We start from the raw sequence: 24,986 nt of genomic DNA, 5'->3' as shown, positions 1-24,986 counted from the left end.
TTAAACCACGTAGGTCGAAGACACGGTCGAACCGCCGGATCCCGTCCAATTCGTATGGAAGGCTTCACCACGCGGCTTATCCACGCGTTCATAGGTATGCGCGCCAAAGTAATCGCGTTGAGCCTGCAACAGGTTTGCTGGCAAACGCTCGCAGCGGTAGCCGTCATAATAATTCAAGGACGCACTCATCGACGGCATTGGAATGCCAAGCTTGATCGCCATGGAAAGCACTTTCCGCCATGAGGTCTGGGCCCGCGCTGTCGCCTTCTGGAAGAACGAATCCATCATAAGATTATCAAGCCCCGGGTTCCTGGTGAATGCCTGCTTGATCTTGCCCAGGAAAGCAGACCGGATAATACAGCCCCCACGCCACATCAGGGCGATGCCACCGTAATTCAAGTCCCACCCGAACTCTTTCGCCGTCGCACGCATCAATTGATACCCTTGTGCATAGGAGACAATCTTCGAGGCATAAAGTGCTTTACGGAGGTCCCTGATCATGGACTGCCGGTTCCCCTTAAACTTCGCCGTGGAACCTACCAACACCTTGGAGGCCGCCACACGCTCCGACTTAATGGCTGAAATGCAGCGGGCAAAGACGGCCTCTGAAATCAAGGTCAACGGCATCCCGGTGTCCAGAGCGGCAATAACGGTCCACTTGCCCGTTCCCTTCTGGCCTGCGGCATCAAGAATCAGATCCACCACTTCCTGCCCCTGTTCGTTCTTGAAGCCCAGGATGTCCCGAGTGATCTCGATCAGATAGCTATCCAACTCGCCCTGATTCCATTCGGCAAATACCTGATGCATTTCGGCATTGGTCATTCCCAACCCGTCCTTCATCATGTGGTACGTCTCACAAATCATCTGCATGTCACCGTACTCAATACCATTGTGAACCATCTTCACAAAATGGCCGGCACCATCCTGCCCTACCCAGTCGCAACAGGGCTCGCCCTTGTCCGTCATGGCACAGATCTTCTGAAAAATGGGTTTCACATGGGGCCAGGCCGCAGGGGAACCACCGGGCATTATCGACGGGCCAAGCAAGGCTCCTTCTTCGCCGCCGCTCACTCCGGTTCCGATATAGAGCAATCCCTTGCTTTCGACATATTTAGTGCGGCGCGTCGTGTCCGGGAAATGACTGTTCCCACCATCAATAATGATATCGCCCGCCTGCAAATGAGGAATCAACTGTTCGATGAAATCATCCACCGGTTTACCGGCCTTGACCATCAACATGACTTTCCGGGGGGCCTTAAGTTGGCCAACCAACTCCTGAATACTGTGGGCGCCCAGAAGATTCTTTCCTTTTCCGCGACCCGCGAGGAATTCATCCACCTTGCTGGTGGTCCGGTTATAACACGCCACTGTGAAACCCTTGCTCTCCATGTTGAGCACAAGATTTTCGCCCATTACCGCCAAACCGATCAATCCGATGTCCGCTTTTTGCGTCATAAATTTCTCCTTAATTCAATTCCTTAAACACCACTGAAAGCACTGAAACCCCCATCCACAGGAATCACGATTCCCGTCACAAAACCCGACGCCTCCTGGCTGGCCAACCACAACAGAACCCCGGTAAGGTCTTCGGGTCGCCCGAATTTACTCATGGGCGTATGGGCCACGATCGTGTTGCCCCGCGCCGTCAGCGACCCATCCGGCTGCGTAAGCAGCGTACGGTTTTGCTCCGTCAGGAAAAAGCCGGGCGCAATGGCGTTCACCCGAATGCCCACCTTGGACATGTGAACCGCCAACCACTGGGTAAAATTACTCACCGCCGCTTTAGCACCCCCATAGGCCATGACCTTCGTCAGGGGCAACATGGCGCTCATGGAGGTGATATTAATCACCGTGCCGCGTCCAGCCTTAGCCATACCGCGGGTAAAAACCTGCGTGGGAATCAAGGTTCCTTGAAAATTCAGATTAAAAACCAACTCAATGCCCTTGGGATCAAGGTCAAAAAATGTCGTGACGCCGATGGTCTCGCCCTTGAGATCCTCGGGCAGCAGGTATTCCCGACTGGTATTGCCTTTGGGATTATTTCCACCTGCCCCGTTAATCAAAAGCGTAACGACCCCGAATTCTTTTTCAACCAGGATATTGGCACGCTCAACACTGGCCTTGTCCAGGACATCCAGAGCAATACCCATGGCGATTCCGCCAGTAGCGCGAATCTCAAAAGCGACTTTGTCAACCGCCTCCTGACGCCGACTCGCCACCACCACCTTGGCTCCGCATTCGGCCAAAGCCTTAGCCATGCAGCTACAGAGAATGCCGCTGCCCCCCGTCACCACCACCACCTCTTTACTCAGATCAACCTTAAACGGAACCATCGAATTGTCTCCTTGTTAACTTTAACTATTAACCGCCCCACCCAATTCCCTGGGGGCATTTTTCAGTCGATACAAAACTTCGCCAGCCTTGGGCACATACAGGATCCCTTCCTCCTCACGACCCGCGTACTCAGCCGGATTGATTTTTCGATAATCCATCCATCCCATATTGATTTTCCGGCAAATCGCTTCCGGTATTCCTGTGGCCAGCACCACATTGACGCGCCCCTTCTCGACGCCATTCTCATAAGACCCGATACCCCTGACATGGGTTGAATGCGCCAGAACGCCCCAAGGGTAGGATTTAAACCGATCCCACTGCTTCAGAAAATAATCACGGGTATGATAGCCCAACTCTTCGATCAACTTTCCGTGAGAGACAGAAATCTCAGTGATATGCGGGGCATAAATAATCAACGTACCGCCATCCGCCACAACGGGCTCAAGCTTATACATGCATTTTGCCCCCACCCACAGATCGTCATACATCCTGGGAGCGCAAGAAAGCACCGTATGAAAAGGTTTCTCCTTGAACTCAATATGAATCTGCCGAGAAAGATCAGCGGCTTTTTCCCAGGCGCCTTCAGGCGTGCCGGCATAAAGACCCGCCAGGGCGCGACCCTTTACGACCATGCATAACGCCTTGCGCTCAACCTTAAGCAGGGATGCCGCGCGATCCACCACTTTGCGCACTGGCGTCCATTTGCTCCCGATGATCATCGGATTAGTGATCACCGCTCCGAGCCAGTGGAAGAAGTTCAGGATTTCTTCGCCAGCGATGCCGGGAAATAAATATTTATTCCCACCTGAGAAGCCGACGACTTCATGGGGAAAAACAGGCCCCAAAATAACTAGCAGATCATAACTCTGAACCATTCGGTTGACGGACACACCCACGTCCATCTCAAAAAGCCCCCCCGTTAATTCACGCACTTCGGCACGGGAAAGGCGCCCCACTTCAAACAACGCATCGGGATTGTTCCACTCATGATTAAAAAAACGCGTGCGGGCATATTTCAAGCGGTGATCTTCGGCTGTAATCTCAACGCGGGCATAAATCTGGTCCATCGTCATGGCGGGATGCGTACCCAGAGCCACCATGAAGTCCACTTGTGCCGCATCCGAGGCCGCTTCCTGAACCAGCCGGAACATCATTCCCAGCGGGCAGGAGCGCGTAGCATCAGGGATGACGACCAAGACTTTACGTCCGCGAACTTTCCAAGATGCAAGGGCCTCCTGACAAATTCGCCGGACGTCATCTTCCATTACTTCTCGATCTAAAAAGCCCAAACCCAAGGTTTTCATGCGCAAAATCCTATATATTCAGACGCAAGTCACGCAAGTTATATCAACACCTCATACGTTTGAGGTAGCCCTCAGACCCTCTTCCAAACCAAACTTGGGCGCATACCCCAGAGTGGCACGTATCTTGGAAATATCGGCCAAAGAGTGTTTGATATCACCGGGGCGTGCATCCATGAATTGGGGGACCACCTGCGAACCACTGATTTTTTTAAGGGTATCCAGCAACTGAAGCAATGAAACCGTTTTTCCGGTTGCCACATTGAAAACCTCGCCCCGTCCAACATTCTTGGAGCGCATGGCCAGAAGATTCGCCTGAACGACATCCTTCACATACACAAAGTCACGGGTCTGCTCGCCATCCCCGAAAATAGTGGGCGTTCGTCCAGCCCGGAGGTCATCCGTGAAACGCGAGATCACCCCTGAATACATGGATTTACCATCCTGCCGGGGCCCGAAAACGTTGAAATATCGCAGGGCAACCGTTTCCACTCCATAAAGGCTGCTAAATAGTTTCAGATAATACTCACCCGTCAGTTTGCCCAAAGCATAAGGAGATTCTGGCTCCGGCAGCATATCCTCGCGCTTGGGCAGAACGGGATTATTGCCATAGACGGCCGCCGAAGTGGCAAATACTACACGTTTTACCCCTGCTGCACGGGCGGCCTGCAACACGTTCAGGGTGCCACGAATATTAATAGAATCATTATCGATGGGCTGTTCCACGGAAACGGCCACCGACACCAGGGCCGCCTCATGAAACACGTACGAAACGCCCTTCATCGCGGCACTCAGTTCTGCCGGATCGCAGACATCACCCCGGATGACCTCAATCTCACTTCCAAAACCTTTGAGGTTTTCAAGCTTCCCACTGGAAAAATTATCAAAAACCCGAATCTTCACCCCATCCGCAACCAACGCTTCAGCAATATGCGAACCAATGAACCCGCAGCCCCCTGTAATTAATGTCATACCCATAAAATGATGATCCTTACAATTTTCCATTTAATGAAATCTGCACAATACGTTCCATTGCTTCTGCCTGAGACTCCATACTCTCCACCATTTTGAACTGCCCCCGACACCTGTCAATATTGTGGCTGGGGCGTTTGATCTTGAAATAGGTATCGCCCTGCAAATAATCCGTAAGGAACCGCATGCCAATCTCCATCGTGATCAACCGTGCAGAGAACACCAATTCCTCACGCTCGGCAGGATTCAAAAAGGCAGAAGCCTCCGATAAATAGCCGTTAGCCAACGCCTCGAAAATTTCCATGCGCATCCAGATTTTCTTCACATCCCTCTCATCCTCGGCTGCAGATGCTGTCGCGCTCCGCACCATATCACCGAAATCGTACAACGCAAGCCCCGGCATCACCGTATCCAGATCCACCACACAAATTCCTTCCCAGGTCTTTTCGTCCAGCATGACATTATTAAATTTGGTGTCATTATGAGTTATTCGCTCGGGAATTTCACCTCTCGCAAACCGTTCCAATAAGCGCCCGCAACTTGCCGCCCGGTTTTCCACGAACGTGATCTGCTCCTTCACTTCCACCGCTCGATTGCAGGGATCGCGCTGAATAACGTCCTGAAGGGCGTTGAGTCGCGAGGGGGTATTATGAAAATCAGGTATCGTTTCATGCAACCGGGGAGTAGGTAGATCGGCCAGATAGAGTTGAAACCGTGCGTAGGCACGAGCCGCTTCATAGGCCTGATGGACACTCTCCACCTTGTCATAGGTAAGCGCCCCCTCAACGAACAAATACATCCGCCACCAGTTCCCTTCGGAATCACGGAAACAGGTTTTGCCATCGCGGGTAATGACAACACAGAGAGAATGACGCGTCACATCAGGGCACCCGCTCTGAGTCAGCTTCATGCGCAGATGATTCGTCACCCGGAGAATATTATCCATCAACGCAGGAGGATCCTTAAAAATCATATGATTGATCCGTTGCAGCAGATAATGCACGGAGGCACCCGCCATGCTGAAGGTGACTTTAAACGTATCATTGATGTGGCCATTCCCATGGGGTAGCACCTCAACCATATCCCCCCACGCCCGGAAGTGAGACACAATAGATTTAAAGTCGATCTGAGTGGTATTGTGATTTTCCATAATTAAAATTCCCTTCGCATCCTTTCAAGTATCAGTCTTTAGGCATTACCCCTACCCGCCAGGTACAGGAGAAAGAGGCCGAGGGATCCACCTTGATAATCCCGGGTTTATTCATCATTTCGCCATCATGTCCGGCAGGATCGGCATGGCCATACCACGGTTCAATGCACACAAACGGTGCACCAGGCTTGGCCCAGATGCCCAGATAAGGATAACCGGGAAATTCAACCGTCACCCGGCGCGCATGCCGGCGTGAACACAGACTGATCTTTCGGGATTTGATTTTCAGGAAAATCAGTGCATCCCGATCAAACAGGTCGCGCTGTAAAGGCAGCACCGTCTTATTGGACAGAATCCGTTCGGTCTGAGCAGACAGCAAACCATTCGCGTCCAGGAGATGGGCGTCCAACCGTTCCGACTTTTCAAACTGTAATGCGTAGTCCTCCACGCGATCGCCCGCCCCCCAATTCAGCCCGAATCCAGGATGTTCACCAATCGAAAACGGCATGACAGTGGCCCCCTTGTTAGCCACCTCGGTAGTCACCTCCAAAACGCCACCGGCGAGGCGATAATGACGGATCAGGTCAAACTCAAAGGGATATTGCTTCCGGGTCGCAGGAGTGGCCTGAAGCCGATACGTCAGGGTATTTTCAGTGGCCTGCAGCAACTCGAATTCCATATCCCGGGCGAACCCATGCGAATTCATCTCATAGTGCTTACCCTCATAAAGATACCGGCCATGGACAAGCTTTCCCACAATCGGAAATAGGAGCGGAGCATGGCGCCCCCAGACGGCAGGATCCGCCTGCCATAAATATTCTGTGCCATCCGCCGCCTTTAATCCGCTCAACTCAGCACCATGCCGCTTAACCGTCACGGATAATAATGAATTTACGATCGTATTCTGCATTATATTCCTCAATTCCAAGATGTAATACAAAACGCACCTTACCGATCCAAGACCGATTCCGCAAGCGGTTGATTAATACATGGTAATCTAAGGAAATCCCTGATTCAACTTTCAGGGTAACCCCGATAGTAAAGACTATACAAAAGATTTATAGTGTAAGAATTAAGAACTTAAACAAAAAAAGATTATGGCTTACACTTATAAAATATCACGGGCGGGTGAACACATACAGATTGTAGGTAGCGGTGAGGTCGATACTGCTGATTGTATTGATATTATTACTCGCGTCATTACAGATCCCTGTTGTCGCTCCGACTCAACCGCAATTATTGATTTAAGAAATGCAGTCTATCTGACAAAGGATCGCTCAGAAGTAATGCAAATCGCGCACACTTTGGAGGCTTGTGTCGCATTTCTCAAAAACAACATCGCCATTGTCGCCAGTCGAGGTACGCTTTTCTCAGCCGAACTCCTTGCCCGGCATGTCAGGGATGTGGCTCATGCCAAAATCCGGGTATTTGTAGACCTGAATGCCGCCGAGGCTTTTTGCAGGGAAGGCACACCGCTCTGTCACGCTGGCTAGGCTTTCATCATCGCCACACCGCAGGACGATCTTTTCATCTTGTAGACTCTTCTGAGGCATGTTAACGCTGGCAGGAAATGGATGCAGATAAGGATACTGAATCCCGAAACAGGATCATGGAGCAGCGCGTAGGTCGCGCGCACCTTGCACATCGTCTCCACATGCAGTCCCACTGGGTGGCCCAAGTGATGGGATTATCAACGCCCGAGTCCCGCTGCGGTTTGTGCGGGGACCATGGCATTATCGAGGAATGCAGGGCTACACTTCAGCAGGCATCGGTTGCTCCGGTGTGGATGTCCGATTTTCATGCCGTCCTGAAGTGACACTCCATACACTCCATCAAGGTCTTTTATTTTAACTTCATATGGATAGACCCTGGAATCATATCTGGCGAGGGCTCCTTTTTCCTTGAAACGTGATCCCTATCATGGTATCTGTTTACCCCGTTACAAAGAACTGAAACACCTTAAAAGGAGGCTTGACGGCCTATGGGTTGGTTTACCAAAACGAAAAAGACAGCCGCCAAACCGGATTCCCCCACAAAAGAGGAAATCTGGATTCAATGTCCATCTTGTAAAGCCCACATTTATAAGGAAGAGTGGGAAAGAAATCTTAAAGTTTGTGACCGTTGCCATTTTCATGAACGCTTGACCTGGCAGGAACGTGTGAATTTGCTGTTAGATGAGGGCTCATTTACCGAATCAAACGAAAAAATCAGTTGGAATGATCCCCTGAAGTTCTCTGACTCGAAGGGGCCATACGCTGAAAAAGCGGCTGAGAATTGCGAAAAAACGGGAATGAAAGAGTCCGTTGTCACCGGTGCGGGTAAGATCAAAGGTGTCAAGGTCTCCTTGGCCATCATGGATTTTCGCTTCATGGGCGGAAGTTTAGCCAGCGGGACGGGTGAAAAGATCCTTCTGGCTGCTATGTATGCCGTGAAGCATAAGCTTCCATATATTATTGTGTCAGCTTCCGGTGGCGCACGTATGCACGAAGGGATTGTATCCTTGATGCAGATGCCCAAAACCTGTGCCGCACTGGCACAGCTTCGGGATGCCAATCTCCCTTATATCTCCATCATGACTGACCCCACAACAGGCGGTGTATCAGCAAGTTACGCAATGGTTGGCGATATTCATATTGCTGAACCTCGCGCCCTCATCGGATTTGCGGGACGTCGCGTGATTGAGGAAACGATCAAGCAGAAGCTTCCAGATGACTTCCAAACCGCAGAATACCTCGTAGAGCACGGCTTCGTGGACATGATTGTGCATCGCAAGGATATGAAAGAGATGCTCTACAAGATTCTGAAATACGCCGGCTGCCGCTGAGCAATGCCATGCAGATCGAACGTAAATTCGAAACCCCTAACAAACGGAGTAACGATGAGTCTGGATTTTGAAAAAGACGTCGCTGATATCGAGGCTAAAATTGAAGAATTTAAGGCCAAAAACCCTGAACCTACAGGTTCACTTGTCAAGGATCTCAACCGACTGGAACTTGAGCGGTCGGAAAAACTGAAGGAAACCTATGCCAATCTTACACCTTGGCAAACCGTGCAGGTCGCGCGGCATCCTGATCGCCCCCTGATCCGCGATTTTATCGCAGGACTTTGCTCAGAATTTATTGAACTTCACGGTGATCGACTCTTTGGTGATGACCACGGGATGATTGGCGGTTTTGCAATGATTGAGAACCATCGCGTCATGGTGATTGGTCATCAAAAAGGGCGCGACCTCGACGAAAAAATCAAGTGTAACTTCGGTCAGGCTTGTCCAGAAGGTTATCGCAAAGCCCTTCGGTTGATGAAGTTGGCGGAGAAGTTCCACATCCCGGTAGTTACGTTTATTGATACGCCGGGAGCTTTTCCCGGCCGCGACGCCGAAGAGCGCGGTCAAGCGGAGGCCATCGCCCGTAATCTGCTTGAGATGTCAGCTCTGAAAACGCCTGTAATCGCTTTGGTGACCGGAGAAGGGGGTAGCGGAGGAGCTATAGGTATTGGAGTGGGCGATGTTGTACTCATGCTTTCCAACGCCGTATACTCGGTCATTTCACCAGAAGGCTGTGCCTCCATTCTCTGGCGTGATGGTTCCAAGGCAAACGAAGCGGCAAATGCGCTCAAAATTACCGCAAAGTCATTGCTTCAACTGAAGATCATTGACGAAATCATCCCTGAACCCGTTGGCGGCGCTCATCGTAACTATGAAGGAACGATGAAAGCCACACGAAAAACACTCATTAAGCATTTAAACAGTCTCGAAAAGATAGCTCCAAAAAAACTGACCATACGTCGATTTGAAAAATTCGCCGCCATGGGCCGCTTTAAATAATTTAGAAAGGATAGATTATGGCTAAGAAAAAAACGCTTACAGCTCAGGACATCGTTCGCGACAGCGCAAATCATATTCCCCTGCGTATTACAGACACTACGCTCCGTGATGCCCACCAATCACTCTGGGCCACCCGGATGCGTACTAGCGACATCATGAAGATTATTGATGTCGTCGATAATGTCGGCTACTACTCACTTGAAGTTTGGGGGGGCGCCACATTTGATGTTTGTTTGAGGTTCCTTCGGGAAGATCCTTGGGAGCGCCTACGCCAGATCAAGGCACACGCAAAGAAAACACCGCTCCAAATGCTTCTGCGTGGCCAGAACATTTTAGGGTACAAAAACTATGCCGACGACGTCGTCGATCGCTTTGTGGCATTAGCAGTCGCTAACGGGGTGGATATTTTCCGTATTTTCGATGCCCTGAATGATTCGCGTAACTTGGAACAAGCCATCAAATGCGTCAAAAAATATGGTGGCCATGCCCAAGGCACCATCAGCTACACCGTGAGCCCTGTCCATACCGTCGACCTTTATGTCCAGGCGGCAAAAGAGCAAATTGCGATGGGAATTGATTCACTTTGCATCAAGGATATGGCGGGCATCTTAACACCCCTGGCCGCAGAACGTCTGGTATCAGCCTTGGTTCGCGAGACCAAGATCCCCATCCAGGTTCATTCCCATGCGACCAGCGGAATGGCTTCTTCCACCTATGTCGAAGCGGTTCGAGCTGGTGCGGGTGCCATCGACTGTGCAATTTCGCCGATGGCGGGATTTTCGTCCCAGCCCCCAGTTGAGACGATGCTGGCCATTTTCTCCGAAACACATTACCACGCTAACCTTGATCAGGACGCGTTGCGGCAAGTCTGCAAATTCTTTGTTGAACTCGCACCATTGCGCCAACTCAAGGCACATGAATCGGACAACATCATTGATCCAGAGGTGCTTTTGCATCACATTCCCGGGGGAATGATTTCAAACCTACGTGGTCAGTTGGCTCAGCAAGGTGCTCTGGATAAACTGGATCAAGTGTTTGAAGAGCTTCCACGTGTCCGGGCCGACCTCGGTTATCCGCCGCTCGTCACCCCGACAAGCCAGATTATCGGTATTCAGGCTGTCATGAACATTCTGTCAGGCGAACGCTATTCGCTTGTGGCGCAAGAAGTGAAGGATTACGCACTGGGCCTCTATGGCCGGTCCCCCGCTCCCATGGATAAAGCGGTGATGAAAAAAATCCTGGGTAATGAAAAGCCCATCACGGTGCGCCCGGCAGATCTACTGAAGCCTATGCTTCCCGATGCCACCGAAGGCGTTGATCCCAAGTTGATCAAAAAGGAAGAGGACATTATTTCATATTGCCTCTTCCCTGAAGTAGCACTCGATTATTTCAAATGGCGCGCCCTACCGCCTGAACAGCGTCCGGCCATACCGGCCGACGTTGAGCTAGCCAAGCAGGTGGCTGCGGAAAAACCCGCCCCGGCTCCAGTTGCGGCCGCGGCAATACCATTCCTGGCTACGTCGGACTACGAGCAGATTAATCTGTTAGTCGACAAAGTCGGCGCACTTAACTTCTCGCAGATCACGATCCAACATGGTGGCAGTGTCATCAGTATCAATGCCGCAGGGGTTACATCAGGGGCTCTGATCGCTCCCGCGACGACGACTTCGGCCGCGCCCGTCGCGGCTCCCGCCTCGAAGGCAGCGAGCACCGCGCCCGCCACCTCTACGGCTCCTGCGCCAGTTGCGGCCAAACCCGCCCCTGCAGCAGGTCCGAGTATCAATGCGCCCCTGAACGGTACGTTTTATCGCTCACCGGGTCCCGGCAAACCAGAATTTGCGCAAGAAGGTGACGTGGTCGAAGAGGGTGCCACCGTTTGTATCGTCGAAGCCATGAAACTCTTCAACCCGATCAAGGCGCCCTATAAATGCAAGGTCATCTCCATGTTAGTTACACATGGCACACCCGTGAAAAAAGATGAGCCGATGATCAGCGTTCAAAAGCTGTAATTGCACTCATAACTCCATGAGTACCGGACTGTTTGAAATTGGCACCGAGGGAGTGGATGTGCAGCAAATCATGGCTGACATCCACGAAACCGTTGCGGCCAAAATGCAGTCCGGCGCTTATGCTGGTGCCCAATTGGCCCGGGCAGAGCGGTTCAACCTGATGAATATGAAGAAGGATGAGAACTTCTTCGATTTTTACATGGAAAGCCTGCGCGAAGCCGTTTTTATTGATATCAATGACTTTGAAATCCGCGAACGACGGGCTATTTTGGCGCCTCTTCTGGTCAAGCTCAAGAGAACCATTTGGAACCTTTTAAAGTTCTACACCTATCGGCTTTGGTCTCAGCAAAATCAGGTTAACGGGCTCTTGCTATCCGCCACCGAGGAAGTGGATCGAAAATACCGCGACAAGATTAAAGCTCTTGAAGACCGCATTCTCAAACTGGAGTCTAAACTCCCCACCGGTTGATGGCTACCCCACCCCGCATAGCCTTTGTATCACCCCGATTCTCCGAGGGACCAACTATCGGAGGTGCCGAAACGCTTCTCCGCAAACTTGCTGAACGACTGGTGGCACAAGGCTGGCAAGTGGATTATCTGACCACCTGCGCCCGCAACCATTTTACCTGGGAAAACGAAATCCCCCCGGGACGAATTTCAGTTGCCGGCATCACAGTTCATTATTTCCCTGTGGATTCCGGGCGTGATCTGGATACGTTCATCAAGCTGCAGAATCGCATCAGCCGCCACGCTGAATTGACACGTGATGAGGAATTGAACTGGCAGAGAAACAATGTTAACAGCCAGGCGCTTTACGACTACCTGCAAACAGAAGGCCACCAGTACGACCGCATTGTCATGGGGCCTTATCTTTTCGCACTGGTCTATTTTTCCAGCCAGATTCATCCAGAAAAAACGCTGCTGCTTCCCTGCTTACATGATGAGGCATTTGCCTATTTGAAAACCACCCGCGAAATGTTCCTGAACGTCAAAGGCTGGATATTCAATGCCGAACCCGAACGGAACCTGGCTCAGCGATTGTATGGTCTGGATCTTTCAAAGGCTCACGTAGTCGGCATGGGCTTGGATGTCTTTGAATCAAACCCAGCTGCATTCCGCCAGTGCCATCATCTAAATACCCCTTACATTATCTATTCTGGCCGCAGGGAACTGATGAAGGGAACGCCCATCCTTTTAGATTATCTGGATGTTTTTCGTGAGCGAACCGGCATCGATCTGAAATTGGTTCTGACGGGCAGCGGCCCCTACGATCCCCCGACAAGACTGGTCCCACATATTCTGGATCTCGGGTTCGTCTCAGAACAGGAAAAACATGATGCCATGGCGGGGGCCGTAGCCTTTTGCCACCCTTCAGTTAACGAGAGTTTCAGCATCGTAATTCTAGAATCCTGGTTGGCGGGTACCCCTGTTTTGGTACATGGAGCCGGGGAGGTCATGCCGGATCATTGCCGGAAATCAAATGGAGGCTTCTGGTTCCGAAACTATCCGGAATTTGAGGAATCACTCTCCCTGTTCCTGGCCAAGCCTGCACTACGGGATGCCATGGGCAAAGCAGGCCAACTGTATGTCCGGAACTTTTATGCCTGGCCTTCTGTGGAGTGCAGACTGCTTGCCGCCTTGCGCTGAGGCCAGCTCCGCAGATTAAGAGCCTGTGCCAATAGCACTGTTCAACACTTCATTGATGCGCAGAAGGGAACGCTGAATATTCGCCACCTCCCGCTCAATGACTTCAAAACGCAAGGCGTTCTCAGTGCGATTGGCTTCTAAGGCATCCCGGCGTAAAGTGACATCTTTCACTTCCTCTTCCAATTCCATAATACGCTGCTGTGAATCGGAGATCACTTCGCGCATATGTATGATGCGAACAGCCTTGTCGGCATCCGAACTATCGATGTCGGAGACCTCCATGCCTTCAGGAATGGGGATTTCGATTTTGTTGCTACAATCAGGACAGGCAATTGTCAAACCTGCGCCACGGCAGTCAATGGCAAGACTTTTACCGCAAAAGGGACAATCAAAAACGATATCAGAATCGCGAATATCGTTCGGATCGTGGATTTCCTTATCTTTAGCCATGGTCATCTCCTCCTGATTCCATTATCCCTACCACTTTAATCTTTTGAAATCCACACAATTCAATTTTGTTCAATTTCGAGGCCAAGATCAGTAATCATCTGTACATCATGCTTCACCTCACGGCCTGGCACCGTCAATAATGGTCCAACCATGATCGAGGTTGCGCCGGCAAAAAACAGCAGGCTCTGGAGATCACGTAAATGCCCGCGTCCGCCACAAACCCGTACATCCGCCTTTAGGACCATCAGCCGTACCATGATCACCATTTTGAGTATTTCAAGCGGAGACATGGGTTCCTGATTTTCGAGAGGAGTACCGGGAATCGGTACCAAAAAATTCAATGGAATAGAATCGACCTGCTCGTTGGCAAGAATACGCGCAAACTCGACGCGCTGCTCAAGCGTTTCACCCATCCCCATCAATCCGCCACTACAAAGTTCCAAACCCACAGAGCGGGCCAAACGCAAGGTTCTCAAGCGATCTTCAAATGTATGTGTGGTACAGATTGTATTGAAAAAACTGGGAGCGGTTTCAAGGTTATGATGATACCGTCGCATGCCCGCCGCCTTCAGGCGTGCTAATTGTTGCTGTGTCAAACCTCCCAGCGATGCACACCATAAGACGGGGTGTGCTGAATTCGCCCGTATGGCCCTACACACCTCATCCAACTCAGCCTCACTCAGAGCGTCACCACTGGTCACAACCCCATAACGACGTATCGGGGTTTGCCCTGCCGACTGATACGCCGCCCCGATTTTCCCGGCGTCTTTCAACGCGTAAATCTCCACTTTTGTTTTATGATGGGACGATTGCGCACAATAGGAGCAATTTTCACTGCAGGCTCCGCTACGAGCATTAAGAATCGAACATAAATTAACGTACTTCCCGAAATAACGTGCCCGCACCCGGGTTGCCGCATCCATCAGGCGGGGAAGGTCATCCGCGTCCGCCTGCAGCACGGCCACAGCGGTCACATCATCTATGGCCTTATCCTCATCCATAGCTCTGACAATCGAGATCCAGTCCTGAACTTCCACAACAACACTTCCTCTCAAGGGGCGTTAAAACCACGCAAAAATCATTAATTAAGAACATTTTGCAACACGGATACCAGTGCATCAAGTTTATATGGCTTTTGAAGATACCCGGAAACGTTCCAATCAGGAAAACTTTCCACGATATTATCCACCATATATCCGCTACATAAAATAATTTTCATCACAGGGTCAATTTCACGCAGCATATCCAAAGCCTCTTTTCCATCCATGTTAGGCATAGTCAAATCCAGCAATACACAAAGAATGCGCGCATGCTCCTTCTTAAACACATCTATCGCCTCATTACCATCAGAGGCTTCAAGAACAGTAAATCCAATCCGCTCCAACATTCTGCGCCCTAAAGTCCGGACCGTTTCCTCATCATCTGCCAGGAGAATGACTCCAGATCCTTGCCAAGCCGCCTTGTCCGCATCAGGGGCCAGAATAACTTTATCAGATTCCTTACAACCCATCGGAAGAAGAACCCTGAACCTCGTCCCTTTCCCCACCTGACTGACAACATCTATTGTGCCATGATGGCCCTTGATAATACCAAGCACTGCCGCCAAGCCCAATCCTCGTCCGGTAAATTTAGTTGTGAAGAAAGGATCAAAGATACGTTTAGCAGTGGGCTCATCCATACCGCAACCGGAATCAATGACGTCAACAAATACATACTTTCCTACCGGCAGATCGTCTTTTAACCACATCGACGAAAACATGACATGGTCACATTGAATGACACCCGTTTTCAGGCTAATTAATCCATTTTCATTCCCGATGGCCTCGGAGGCATTAATCACAAGATTCATAAGGACCTGCCTCAATTGCGTCAGATCGCCATCCACCAGGGGAAGATTTGGTTCGAGCTCATATGCAAGTTGAACTTTTTTCCCGAGTGACACTTTCAGCATGCTGGTCATATCGCTCACCATATCGTTCAAATTTATTCCCTGAATACTGGCATGACCACGGCCAGAATAGATGAGCATCTGTCTGGCAAGTTCAGCGGCACGACACGAGGCCTTATCAATGTCCTGCAAATAATCATAAATAGGAGACCCCGCCGGCGTCTCCAAACGAGCCAGTTCAACATTCCCTAGAACCGCCATCAGAATATTATTGAAATCATGTGCGATGCCACCAGCCATGAGCCCGAGACTTTCGAGTTTCTGGGCCTGCTGCATCTTGGCCTGCAGGCTCCGTTTTTCATCCTCGATCCGAAGCCGTTCATTTATCTCCCGTGAAAGCTCTTCATTTTTCAGCGATAATGCCTCTGTCCGTGCCTGAATCCTCATCTCTAGCTCACCATGCGCTTTCAGTAGCGCCTCCTCCGCCAACCTGCGTTCATTATTTATCAGGGTATGCGTGACCTGATCTGCCATCTCGGCGACAAAACGCATTTCGTCAGTCAGCCAGTTCCGACATTTGCTGGTCTGAATGGCTGTCAGCCAGCCGGACAACTTACCGGACACGCGCAGCGGGGCAACAAGCACAGCCCTGGCATCTCCCCCCAACTCCTCTCTGATAACGTCGAATCGATCATCGTTCTGAAAATTTGAAGAGAGAACAGCACGCCCTTCTTCCAGGAGTTTCAGATAAGAGTCTCCTTCAGCAACACAGGAAATCCGCCCTGATGTATGAGTTGCCGTACCAGTTTGATAAACATCCTCAGAACGAAATTTCTCGTCATTTTTCATCTTCAACCAAAATTCCACTCGCTCGACATTAATGACCTCCGCCGTCACGCAGGTGACCGCACGGGCCATCATGTAAATGTTACCATCGGCTACAAAAGAGGAATTGGCAATTTTGAGCAAGGCGGATTGATGCTGCTGCATACGCCGTCCAACCGCATTTTTAATCTGGGATTCCTCAATTTCACGTCGCCATAAAACTGTAAACAACAGCAGCAAGAGAAGGCCACCACCAGTCAAAAACAAACGTAACATGCGCGCAAAAGCGATATCCGAAAGCCATTGTTCCCCAGGTTCATCGATTCCCAGTAACGCGACCACGTTTCCTGCAGCATCCAGAATCGGGGCATACCCCGATACAAACATGCCCCATGCATCAGAATAAAGTTTAGAAACAACAGGCACTCGAGTGTGGAAAACCCCCATAATTTCCGCAGGTGGGCTCTCATACACCTCACCCGGGGCGGCAAGGGCCTTATCCGACTCTGTGCTAAATCGTCCGGGCTCGCTATCCAACAGAAACACTACTTTACCTTCCCGAACCGCCAGCAAATACACATAACGAATAAAGGCATCGGCTTCACAAATCCGCTGACATTGCCGTTTTAAATCAAGATATGACGGCGCTTCCAGGTCATCTTTATTACCCTTCAACTCCATAACTTCCCGTGCATTCATGACTGCCGCCATGCCTCGCGATATACTCATCAGACGTCGCTCATGCTCCGAGCGACACTGTTGCTCAGCACGTTCAACTAAGAACCAACCTGCACAGACAACAATCATTACCGCTATACACGCAATCCAATGCACATACCGGATACGCCGGGCAAACTCGGAAGGATAAGTACGGGCTTTCCAGTTGTCATAGTCATACCAAAGGATCAGCGTCAACGCTCCGGCAAGAAGACATCGGAATACCTGGACAGGAATGCCGGTATTGGCCAGGAACCACTGTTCATTAAAATGGTTTGCCGGCCAGAAGTGGGCTGACGGCAGAATCAATCCTGTAATCACAGCGTAAAGGCATAAAGCCCATGGCCCAACAAAATTAGGGCTTCGCCGCAGTTCATCACCAGGCATCATTCCACCCTGCCATAACGCCAGCGCAGCCAAAATCCCGGCGGGGAAACCTAAATTTACACGAATTAACGCGGTGAAGTCGCTTGGATCCACTTTCACACCCAGCAGGATTACCAGAAGTCCGGGGTAATAAATCCAAACCCCTGCTTTCCACTTCCGGTTCCAAACAACACTTCGCCGGCCAAACTCAAAGAGACAGAAAAAGGATCCGGTCAAAATCAGCCCATGAAGAATACTGAACCAGTGCTTCGCCCCCATTGCCGGGACCAGCATATTCAACCATTCATTGAGCCCATGCAAAACGCCAAAAGCACACAAATAGCGCCAATCCGCACTGTTCCCGCGTCTTTTCACCATAGAGCCGACCGTCAAGGCGAGGAGAAAAAATATCAGTCCGTAAAGGAGATAAACGAAATCAAGATGATCAACGAAAAAATTATTCACGTCGACTTACACTTTCTTGAGTGGCTGCATGGGTTCTTATTTATCCCATCAATTCGTCGCGAATCCTACACTTTACCTCATCCTTTCCATACAGAAATATCAGCGAAGCCCCCGCTCAAGCTCCACCAGATTCCGTTCCATAATGGTGATATAAGCATTAGTGGAATTCGGACCTGATACGACAGGATCCAATGTGAAGAGTCCCGCCCCCGTCTCTCGGGAAATCGCTGTCGCCACTTTCGCTGGATACTGAGGTTCAACAAAAAGAGTCTTTACTCCAGTCGTCCGAACCAACTGGATAAGAGACGCCATCTCAGCAGCGGAAGGGGCAGAACCTGGTTCGCGCTCAATTACTCCGACCACCTTGAGCTTGAATTCATCTGCAAAATACGGAAAAGCTTCATGAAAAGTGATGATTTCCCGGCTCCGAATCTGTTGCAATTTCAAATCCATTTTCCTTTTCAAGGCCTCCAATCGGGCAATATAGGCAGAGGCATTTTTCTGATACAGATCTGCATGCACGGGATCCCATCCGGCAAGCCCATCAGCAATCCGTTGAATTTGCATGATATGCCGGCTCGGGCTGACCCATATATGAGCATTTGTGCCCCCTCCTGACACAAGCAAATTGATTCCCGCGCTTGCGTCAATGATCTTCAGTCCCGGTCTTCTACTCCCACAGTTTTCAAGAAATGCTTCCAAACCTGCCCCGTTCACAACCAATACCTCAGCCGTTGAAAGTGTAGCCATATCACGTGTCGTCAACTGATAATCATGCAAACAGCCCGTCGCTGAATCTGCCAACGCAATAACCCGGATCCCCTCTACCCCGGAAACGATATTCATAAGGGCCAGGCGAATCGGATAGAAAGTTGCCACAATTGTTCGCATGTGCTCTTTTTCCCCAGCCCCGCATAAACTCCCAAGAAACAAAGTCTGCACCAGTATGATGAAAATTTTCTTCTGCATAAACAGACTCTACTCGCAAGAGGAATTGCTTGCCAAGTCCTACCTTCATCATGACAATAGTATTTCAGAGGTTCATGGCTTACAAAGGAGATCGCACATTAATTATGAGTGATAAAACATTTGTTCTGGATACCAACGTTTTGCTCCACAATCACACCTGTATTGAATCTTTCGCCGATAACACCGTCATCCTGCCGATGCCGGTGATCGAGGAGCTCGATAAATTCAAAAAGGAAACCAATGAACTCGGGCGTAATGCGCGCGGCGTTATTCGCCGACTTGATGCACTCCGCGAACGAGGCCGCCTGGGGGAAGGTGTTCGGATGGAAAACGGCGGTATCCTCAAAATCATGGTCTCCCCCAGCCCAGCAAAAGATTCCGGCCTGGAGGATGAAGTCCCGGACAATAAAATCATCCGCGTCGCCTACTGGCTACACAAGCAGGGCGAACGTGTCTACTTCGTATCCAAGGACATAAACGCCCGCATCAAGGCGGATGCACTCGGCATTGAGGTAATGGACTTTGAAAAGGAAAAGATTAATTTTGAAGAACTTTTCGCCGGCTATCGGGAAGTGACCGTCAAAGCCCAGGTTATTGATGAATTCTATGCCAACCATAGCGTGGAAATTCCCGATCTCAATCTGCTCCCCAATGAGTTCGTTAATCTTATTTCCGAAGGTACAGAGCATCTGACCGCCTTGGGCCGGGCTGGCGGAAACGGAACGATTATTCCGATGAACTCCAAAATCGAGAGCGTCTTCCATATCAAGCCCCGTAGCCGCGAACAGCGCATGGCGTTGGAACTCCTGATGGACGACTCCGTTCATCTTGTCACGCTGGTGGGCAAAGCTGGAACCGGAAAAACGCTCCTGGCTCTCGCAGCTGGCCTCGAAAAAACACTGAACCAGAAACGTTATGACCGGATTCTTGTGACGCGCCCTATTATGCCTTTTGGCAAAGATATCGGATATCTGCCCGGGCATAAGGAGGAGAAACTTGCCAACTGGATGATGCCTATTTTTGACAACCTCACCTATCTCATGCTCAAAAGTGGTACCAATGAGCAACACAAGAACACCGTTCGCGATCGAATTGACAAGCTGATGCGAGATGAAATCATTGAGCTTGAGGCCCTGACGTATATCCGCGGGCGCTCTATTCCCCGCCAGTTCGTGATTGTGGATGAGGCCCAGAACCTCACCCCGCATGAGATCAAAACGATCATCAGTCGTGCTGGTGAAGGCACTAAAATGATCCTGACCGGCGACCCCTACCAGATTGACAACCCCTATCTGGACGCAAGTAGTAACGGCTTGGCCTACGCCGTGGAGCGGATGAAAACCCAGGCAATTCATGGCCATGTGACCCTTACCAAAAGCGAGCGCAGCACCCTGGCTGCCATCGCGGCCAACCTGCTATAACATTACACCATGAATAAAATCCAACTGGACGCCCTCTTCACCACAGATTCAGAACGCTTTATCCAAGAGTGGAAGGAATTTCTGCGTTTTCCAAGTGTTAGCATCAGCGAAAAGCACCAGCCTGATTGCGTAAAGTGCGCCGACTGGCTCATAGCCCATCTGAAGGGCATGGGGTTCAACACCAGGTTGATCCCAACCGCATCCCACCCTCTGGTATTCGCGGAACGTTCAGGCAAGCCCGGTTCCCCCACCGTTCTTTTTTATGGCCACTATGATGTCCAACCGGAAGACCCCGTTGCATTATGGAAAACTCCCCCATTCGAGCCCACCCTGATCAAGGGGCGCCTGTATGCTCGTGGAGCCCAGGATAATAAAGGGCAGCTCTTTGCCGCACTCAAGGCCATTGAGACCCTCATTCAAAAGAACGCACTCCAATGCACAGTCAAAATCCTGATTGAGGGGGATGAAGAGACCGGCAATATGCAGGTGCTCAAGGTTCTGGCTCAAGAACGCACATTGTTAAAGGCTGACATCGTCATGGCCGCCGATACCAGCGCCGTAAGTTCCGGAGCGCCGACCATTACGATGGGGCTTCGAGGGATCGCACATATGACCCTTGTTGTTTCAGGGCCGGATCATGACCTGCATTCTGGCGTTCATGGAGGGCGTGTGCCTAATCCCGCTATTGGACTGTGCAAATTAATCGCCTCGCTCCATTCAGAAGATGGCCGGGTGGCCATCAACGGTTTTTATGACTGGATTCAGCCTCCATCAGACGAAGAGCGGAAACTGGCCAACGCCAACCCGCTTGACCCCGTCTGGTACCAATCGGTAACCGGAGTTCCGCCCGTGGCAGGGGAACAGGACTTCACACCAGTTGAGCGCACCGGTTTTCGCCCTGCCATTGATATCAATGGGATTCATGCCGGATATGGCGGAGTGGGAAGCAAAACCATCATTCCTGCAAGTGCGATGGCGAAACTTTCAGCACGGCTGGTTCCCGGTCAGGAGTCTGAACGCATTCTGAAACTGATTACGGAACATCTCCACAAACATCTCCCGACCGGTTTGAACTTATCCATCATCGAACAGGGAATCGGGGGCCCGGCCTTTCGAGGGAATCTAACATCCCCTTCTGTTAAAATAGCACGCCAGGTTTTAGGAGAGCTATCCGAACTCCACACCGCATTCCTCTGGGAAGGGGCCTCCGTTCCGATCCTGTCTTATTTACCCCAAATCGCTGGTGGAGAGGCCCTCCTCGTCGGTTTCGGAAGTGAAGAAGACAATATTCATGCTCCAAATGAATCTTATTCTCTCGAGCAATTCAGGATGGGCTTCCTCTATACAGGGCTCTTCTTGTCCCGACTGGGTCAGTCCCGCTAAACCCTGAAGCATCATCATGAATCCATTACGCTCCGAACGCATCTATGACCGCCAATCCGAAGTGTTGGTCGCCTTGCTTGAGCAAGCCCAGGCGGCCGCACAGGCGGGGCAGCCACTCGACTCACTGCTGTCACGTTTTTACCGGGAACACACTGAATTCGGCTCACGGGACAGGCGCCTTTTTTCCGGAACCGCGTTCTCCTATTTCCGGTGGAAAGGCTGGCTGGATATCGTGGCTCCCGACATCAGGGTTGCGGCAATTTTTGCCCATCTACTGGACTCAACAGAACTCCATCCGGCCATGGCCAAGCTGGCCGCCACCTGCGCCATCACGACTCCCGCCTTGAGCCCGATGGGCTCGATGACGCTCGACGAAAAAGCCCTGTCCCTGGGGAAGCGGACGGGTCATTCACTGGATTGCGCCCAACTGGTTCCCGGCTGGGCAATTCCCCTGCTCCATCTACCGGATCAGCGGATTATCAGTGCCTTCCAAAATTCACTCCCCACCTGGCTGCGGGCCAAGCCGGAAACCCGTGACTCCGTTCTCACCGCGCTGAAGGAACTGAACGCCGAACCGACTCCCCACCCAGTGATTCGTTCCGCGATTGCCGTTCCCCGGGGCATCAATCTGCGCTCCCTGCCCCGCGCCATCCGGGATCAAATTGATATCCAGGATCTAGCATCACAGGCCACCACCCTGATCTGTAACCCGCAGCCCCACCAACGCTGGTGGGATGCCTGCGCCGGTTCCGGGGGGAAAACTCTCCATTTAGCCGAATTGGCCGGAGCCTCCGTCTCCATTCTGGCGACGGATATCCGCCGAACTATTCTGGAAAGCTTGGAGCGAAGACTTCTCGAGACGGGCATTCGCACCGTCACCGTGGCGCAATGGGACGGGCTGAAGGAGTCGCCGCCTCAAGGGGGCTTTGACGGGATTCTGTTGGATGCACCCTGCTCGGGAATCGGGACCTGGCATCGTAATCCGGACGCCCGATGGCGAACCACCGAAGCACGGGTGGCTGACCTGACGGCCATCCAGACCGGTTTGCTAAACGCGTGCTCGTCCCGCTTAAAGCCGGGAGGCGTGCTCGTCTACGCCACCTGCACGCTGACCCCGCAGGAGAATGATGCCATCGTCATGCGATTTCTGGCCACTGCACCGGACTTTAAACTTGAGTCATTTATCAATCCCATGAACGGGACCCCCTGCACCGGAAAACTCCAGTTTATGCCGTGGGACGGACCCTGCAACGGAATGTTTGTCGCACGATTAAAAAAATCCTAGCCTCTGGGATGATCAGGATGGCACCAGGATGCTCGCTAATGTTGCATCAATGGCCAGAAGAAACTCTGCGCCAAGTCCTTGAACCCGTGACTCATAGACAAGGATAATGCGCTCCGGCACGCTCAAGCTTAAGGAATCTGCTTTGGTTAACGCCCCGCCTCATGATTTCGAGCGGAGCGATATTATCATGGAGGCGGTTGTTCGGTGTCTGATCATTTGCGGGCCTTGCCTGTGATTGATTCCATCCGCATCCTGAAAACCCTGGTCTTATCGATGAGTTTATCGATGTACTCAAGCCCCTCTTTGACGTAGTCGGGCGAGTACTTCCTAACAAACAGGAGCAGGCCTGGTCTCTTTTCCCTGGCGGAAAGTTCCTCCACGGAACCTGTGGCAATAGCACTTTCGTACTTGGTTCCAAACTTTTCGGGTAATACCTCCGTGCGGCCGACCACGCAAAACGAGACTCTCGGGTTCGCGCAGAGAATCTCGGTCTTCTTGCCCTCCAGCGAACAATGGAAGTAAATGCTGTCCCCATCAAGTGCGAAGTTCAGGGGAATACCATGCGGCAAGCCATCTTGGCATGCCATAGAGAGGACGCCGTATTCGGCTGATTCGAGAAGACTTCTTGCTTCCTCGATGCTTATTGCTCTGTCATCGCGTCTCATTGTTTCTCACCGAACGTTCACAATCTGGCTGAGGAGCGTAGCGCCGATAGCCAGCATTGTGTTGTTGGGGGCTTATGATAATGGGGCAATTCGATCAAAAGACTGTTGATTTTTAGCTAGAGACCAGTCTTTCAGCAACTCCACCTGATGAAGCGTCGCCCATTCAATAACCAAACCCAAGGCACGAGGAGGAATCGATCCAGTAAAGACAGAAAGATGATGGATGTCAATCAGCACCTCGTGCTCGCCATAATATGCATGAAAATGGGGAGGATTGTGATCATCAAAAAACATCTTGATGACGATACCAAAGAATCTAGATATCTCAGGCACAAGCCTTCTCCAAATTAGGAATGGAAAACATCTCTTCAGGCTGCTGTCCAGTAACCTTCATGTAGAGTGAATCGGGGCATAGATCAATCTGCCCGCCCCACACTAATTCTCCCGATGACCCAATTAATACTTTGCGAAATTCGGCAACATCTCGCCACAGCGAAAAGACACCCTTCCCAACCAGGGTGGAAACATCCGCAATTCCAACCACACCATCATCAAATTCCAAACGCAACTTGTAGTCATTAAGTGTTTCAACTTTAATAATGTGCTTCATAAGGTTAAAATACCAGTTTCCAAGAAAAGCCGCAATCTGGTTTCCAGAATTTTCCTATTACATTTCCGACCTACAACTGCAGTCTTATTTGATGTAATAGCCCGATACACGCCACTTCCCGTCTTTATCCAGCATGGGTGTCACCGTCTCAGCCGCCACCCTGGCGCTCAACCCTAGACTTGAACCACTCCACGATGTCACGATCCAGTCGAATCGTAATGCGAACCTTATTCCCCGACGGGGGCACGACCGCACCGCGGCGCGCTTTACTGAAATCAAATTTATTGTTCATACTGTTTGACCTCATGTTTTAATGCTTTGCGCGCCGAAATGATTCGCCTCATCTTTCAGATTTCATCCGGCATTGGTTTCCGCACGTGCTGGACGCTTCGCCTGTCACTCGCTCCGAACTCCTTAAAGTTCTTCCGTGCTGTGCTGAGTGGAAGCTCACCATTCAGACTCCTTCGCTCAACTTGGCCTCACTGTCCCCGCCCACTCCATGGGTCCAGGGGTTCCACCCCTGGCTTTGGACTTCAACCCCTTCAGGGTTGCTGATCTATTCATCACCATTCAGCCAACGTCAGCGATGAGGGGACGGCGAACCCGCAGCGAGCGTGCGAGCTGTCGCGATCCAAAAACTGGTTGGCGGTTATCCTATAGAGAGCAGTTCAACTGCTCCGCAGTCGAACTGTTCTTTAATAACACC

25 protein-coding genes are annotated in these 24,986 nt (G+C 51.1%); 11 read left to right on the top strand and 14 right to left on the bottom strand.

Annotation, left to right across the window (positions count from 1 at the left end):
- The 6 genes from gnd to WCI03_05080 are packed head-to-tail and all read right to left on the bottom strand — an operon-like array spanning position 1 to position 6,667.
- Positions 1 to 1,455 (bottom strand): decarboxylating NADP(+)-dependent phosphogluconate dehydrogenase, encoded by a 1,455-nt coding sequence (gene gnd / locus WCI03_05105; GenBank protein MEI8139230.1) that lies wholly within the window; start codon positions 1,453 to 1,455, stop codon positions 1 to 3.
- Between the two features lie 23 nt (positions 1,456 to 1,478).
- A complete protein-coding gene (locus WCI03_05100) occupies positions 1,479 to 2,333 on the bottom strand; it encodes an SDR family oxidoreductase (GenBank protein MEI8139229.1) in 855 nt (284 codons plus the stop codon).
- Between the two features lie 21 nt (positions 2,334 to 2,354).
- Positions 2,355 to 3,638 (bottom strand): lactate racemase domain-containing protein, encoded by a 1,284-nt coding sequence (locus WCI03_05095; GenBank protein MEI8139228.1) that lies wholly within the window; start codon positions 3,636 to 3,638, stop codon positions 2,355 to 2,357.
- 51 nt (positions 3,639 to 3,689) lie between these two features.
- A complete protein-coding gene (locus WCI03_05090; protein ID MEI8139227.1) occupies positions 3,690 to 4,613 on the bottom strand; it encodes an SDR family oxidoreductase in 924 nt (307 codons plus the stop codon).
- A 13-nt stretch (positions 4,614 to 4,626) separates the two neighbouring features.
- A complete protein-coding gene (locus WCI03_05085; GenBank protein MEI8139226.1) occupies positions 4,627 to 5,757 on the bottom strand; it encodes an aminoglycoside phosphotransferase family protein in 1,131 nt (376 codons plus the stop codon).
- A 31-nt stretch (positions 5,758 to 5,788) separates the two neighbouring features.
- Positions 5,789 to 6,667: an aldose 1-epimerase family protein gene (locus WCI03_05080; GenBank protein MEI8139225.1), complete on the bottom strand. Its 879-nt coding sequence runs from the start codon at positions 6,665 to 6,667 to the stop codon at positions 5,789 to 5,791.
- Positions 6,668 to 6,854: 187 nt separating this feature from the next.
- Here WCI03_05080 and WCI03_05075 point away from each other — a divergent pair, with 187 nt between their 5' ends.
- The 7 genes from WCI03_05075 (at position 6,855) to WCI03_05045 (ending at position 13,236) form a co-directional block, all read left to right on the top strand.
- On the top strand, positions 6,855 to 7,250 hold the full coding sequence (locus WCI03_05075) for a hypothetical protein (protein ID MEI8139224.1): 396 nt from the start codon (positions 6,855 to 6,857) through the stop codon (positions 7,248 to 7,250).
- A gap of 77 nt (positions 7,251 to 7,327) precedes the next feature.
- On the top strand, positions 7,328 to 7,573 hold the full coding sequence (locus tag WCI03_05070) for a hypothetical protein (GenBank protein ID MEI8139223.1): 246 nt from the start codon (positions 7,328 to 7,330) through the stop codon (positions 7,571 to 7,573).
- A gap of 165 nt (positions 7,574 to 7,738) precedes the next feature.
- Positions 7,739 to 8,581, top strand: a complete 843-nt coding sequence (gene accD, locus WCI03_05065) for an acetyl-CoA carboxylase, carboxyltransferase subunit beta (GenBank protein MEI8139222.1) — start codon at positions 7,739 to 7,741, stop codon at positions 8,579 to 8,581.
- Positions 8,582 to 8,635: 54 nt separating this feature from the next.
- Positions 8,636 to 9,580, top strand: a complete 945-nt coding sequence (locus WCI03_05060; GenBank protein ID MEI8139221.1) for an acetyl-CoA carboxylase carboxyltransferase subunit alpha — start codon at positions 8,636 to 8,638, stop codon at positions 9,578 to 9,580.
- Between the two features lie 17 nt (positions 9,581 to 9,597).
- Entirely contained in the window at positions 9,598 to 11,589 is a 1,992-nt protein-coding gene (locus tag WCI03_05055; GenBank protein ID MEI8139220.1) for a pyruvate carboxylase subunit B, read from the top strand.
- A 16-nt stretch (positions 11,590 to 11,605) separates the two neighbouring features.
- On the top strand, positions 11,606 to 12,058 hold the full coding sequence (locus WCI03_05050; protein ID MEI8139219.1) for a hypothetical protein: 453 nt from the start codon (positions 11,606 to 11,608) through the stop codon (positions 12,056 to 12,058).
- Positions 12,058 to 13,236: a glycosyltransferase family 4 protein gene (locus WCI03_05045; GenBank protein MEI8139218.1), complete on the top strand. Its 1,179-nt coding sequence runs from the start codon at positions 12,058 to 12,060 to the stop codon at positions 13,234 to 13,236. The genes WCI03_05050 and WCI03_05045 overlap by 1 nt, the downstream gene beginning before the upstream one ends.
- 15 nt (positions 13,237 to 13,251) lie before the next feature.
- Here the strand turns inward: WCI03_05045 and WCI03_05040 are convergent, their stop codons facing one another.
- From WCI03_05040 to WCI03_05025, 4 genes are all read right to left on the bottom strand, one after another.
- Positions 13,252 to 13,686 carry a hypothetical protein gene (locus WCI03_05040; GenBank protein ID MEI8139217.1) on the bottom strand — a complete coding sequence of 145 codons (435 nt, stop codon included), beginning with the start codon at positions 13,684 to 13,686 and terminating at the stop codon, positions 13,252 to 13,254.
- Between the two features lie 59 nt (positions 13,687 to 13,745).
- Entirely contained in the window at positions 13,746 to 14,723 is a 978-nt protein-coding gene (bioB, locus tag WCI03_05035) for a biotin synthase BioB (protein MEI8139216.1), read from the bottom strand.
- 44 nt (positions 14,724 to 14,767) lie between these two features.
- Positions 14,768 to 17,860: a response regulator gene (locus tag WCI03_05030; protein MEI8139215.1), complete on the bottom strand. Its 3,093-nt coding sequence runs from the start codon at positions 17,858 to 17,860 to the stop codon at positions 14,768 to 14,770.
- A gap of 186 nt (positions 17,861 to 18,046) precedes the next feature.
- A complete protein-coding gene (locus tag WCI03_05025; protein MEI8139214.1) occupies positions 18,047 to 18,916 on the bottom strand; it encodes a metal ABC transporter substrate-binding protein in 870 nt (289 codons plus the stop codon).
- Positions 18,917 to 19,020: 104 nt separating this feature from the next.
- Between WCI03_05025 and WCI03_05020 the strand changes: the two genes are divergently transcribed.
- The 3 genes from WCI03_05020 to WCI03_05010 are packed head-to-tail and all read left to right on the top strand — an operon-like array spanning position 19,021 to position 23,005.
- Positions 19,021 to 20,337 (top strand): PhoH family protein, encoded by a 1,317-nt coding sequence (locus WCI03_05020; GenBank protein ID MEI8139213.1) that lies wholly within the window; start codon positions 19,021 to 19,023, stop codon positions 20,335 to 20,337.
- Positions 20,338 to 20,346: 9 nt separating this feature from the next.
- Positions 20,347 to 21,720 (top strand): M20/M25/M40 family metallo-hydrolase, encoded by a 1,374-nt coding sequence (locus tag WCI03_05015; protein ID MEI8139212.1) that lies wholly within the window; start codon positions 20,347 to 20,349, stop codon positions 21,718 to 21,720.
- Positions 21,721 to 21,736: 16 nt separating this feature from the next.
- The gene (locus WCI03_05010; GenBank protein MEI8139211.1) at positions 21,737 to 23,005 is read left to right on the top strand and encodes an RsmB/NOP family class I SAM-dependent RNA methyltransferase; all 1,269 of its coding nucleotides are present in this window, start codon (positions 21,737 to 21,739) and stop codon (positions 23,003 to 23,005) included.
- Positions 23,006 to 23,217: 212 nt separating this feature from the next.
- On the opposite strand, the gene WCI03_05005 is transcribed toward WCI03_05010, so the two are convergent.
- From WCI03_05005 to WCI03_04990, 4 genes are all read right to left on the bottom strand, one after another.
- Positions 23,218 to 23,670 (bottom strand): pyridoxamine 5'-phosphate oxidase family protein, encoded by a 453-nt coding sequence (locus tag WCI03_05005; protein ID MEI8139210.1) that lies wholly within the window; start codon positions 23,668 to 23,670, stop codon positions 23,218 to 23,220.
- Positions 23,671 to 23,742: 72 nt separating this feature from the next.
- Complete coding sequence (locus WCI03_05000) at positions 23,743 to 24,003, bottom strand: DUF4160 domain-containing protein (protein MEI8139209.1); 261 nt, start codon at positions 24,001 to 24,003, stop codon at positions 23,743 to 23,745.
- Complete coding sequence (locus tag WCI03_04995) at positions 23,996 to 24,280, bottom strand: DUF2442 domain-containing protein (GenBank protein ID MEI8139208.1); 285 nt, start codon at positions 24,278 to 24,280, stop codon at positions 23,996 to 23,998. Before WCI03_04995 ends, WCI03_05000 begins: the two co-directional genes overlap by 8 nt.
- A 148-nt stretch (positions 24,281 to 24,428) precedes the next feature.
- Positions 24,429 to 24,572 carry a BrnA antitoxin family protein gene (locus WCI03_04990; GenBank protein MEI8139207.1) on the bottom strand — a complete coding sequence of 48 codons (144 nt, stop codon included), beginning with the start codon at positions 24,570 to 24,572 and terminating at the stop codon, positions 24,429 to 24,431.
- A 207-nt stretch (positions 24,573 to 24,779) separates the two neighbouring features.
- On the opposite strand from WCI03_04990, the gene WCI03_04985 reads away from it, so the two are divergent.
- On the top strand, positions 24,780 to 24,986 hold a 207-nt coding region (locus WCI03_04985), incomplete at its 3' end, for a hypothetical protein (GenBank protein MEI8139206.1).

It is taken from the genome of bacterium (assembly GCA_037143175.1).
In the GTDB taxonomy this organism is placed as follows: Bacteria; Verrucomicrobiota; Kiritimatiellia; order CAIKKV01; family CAITUY01; genus JAABPW01.
This window is presented reverse-complemented; position numbering and strand designations above follow the sequence as displayed.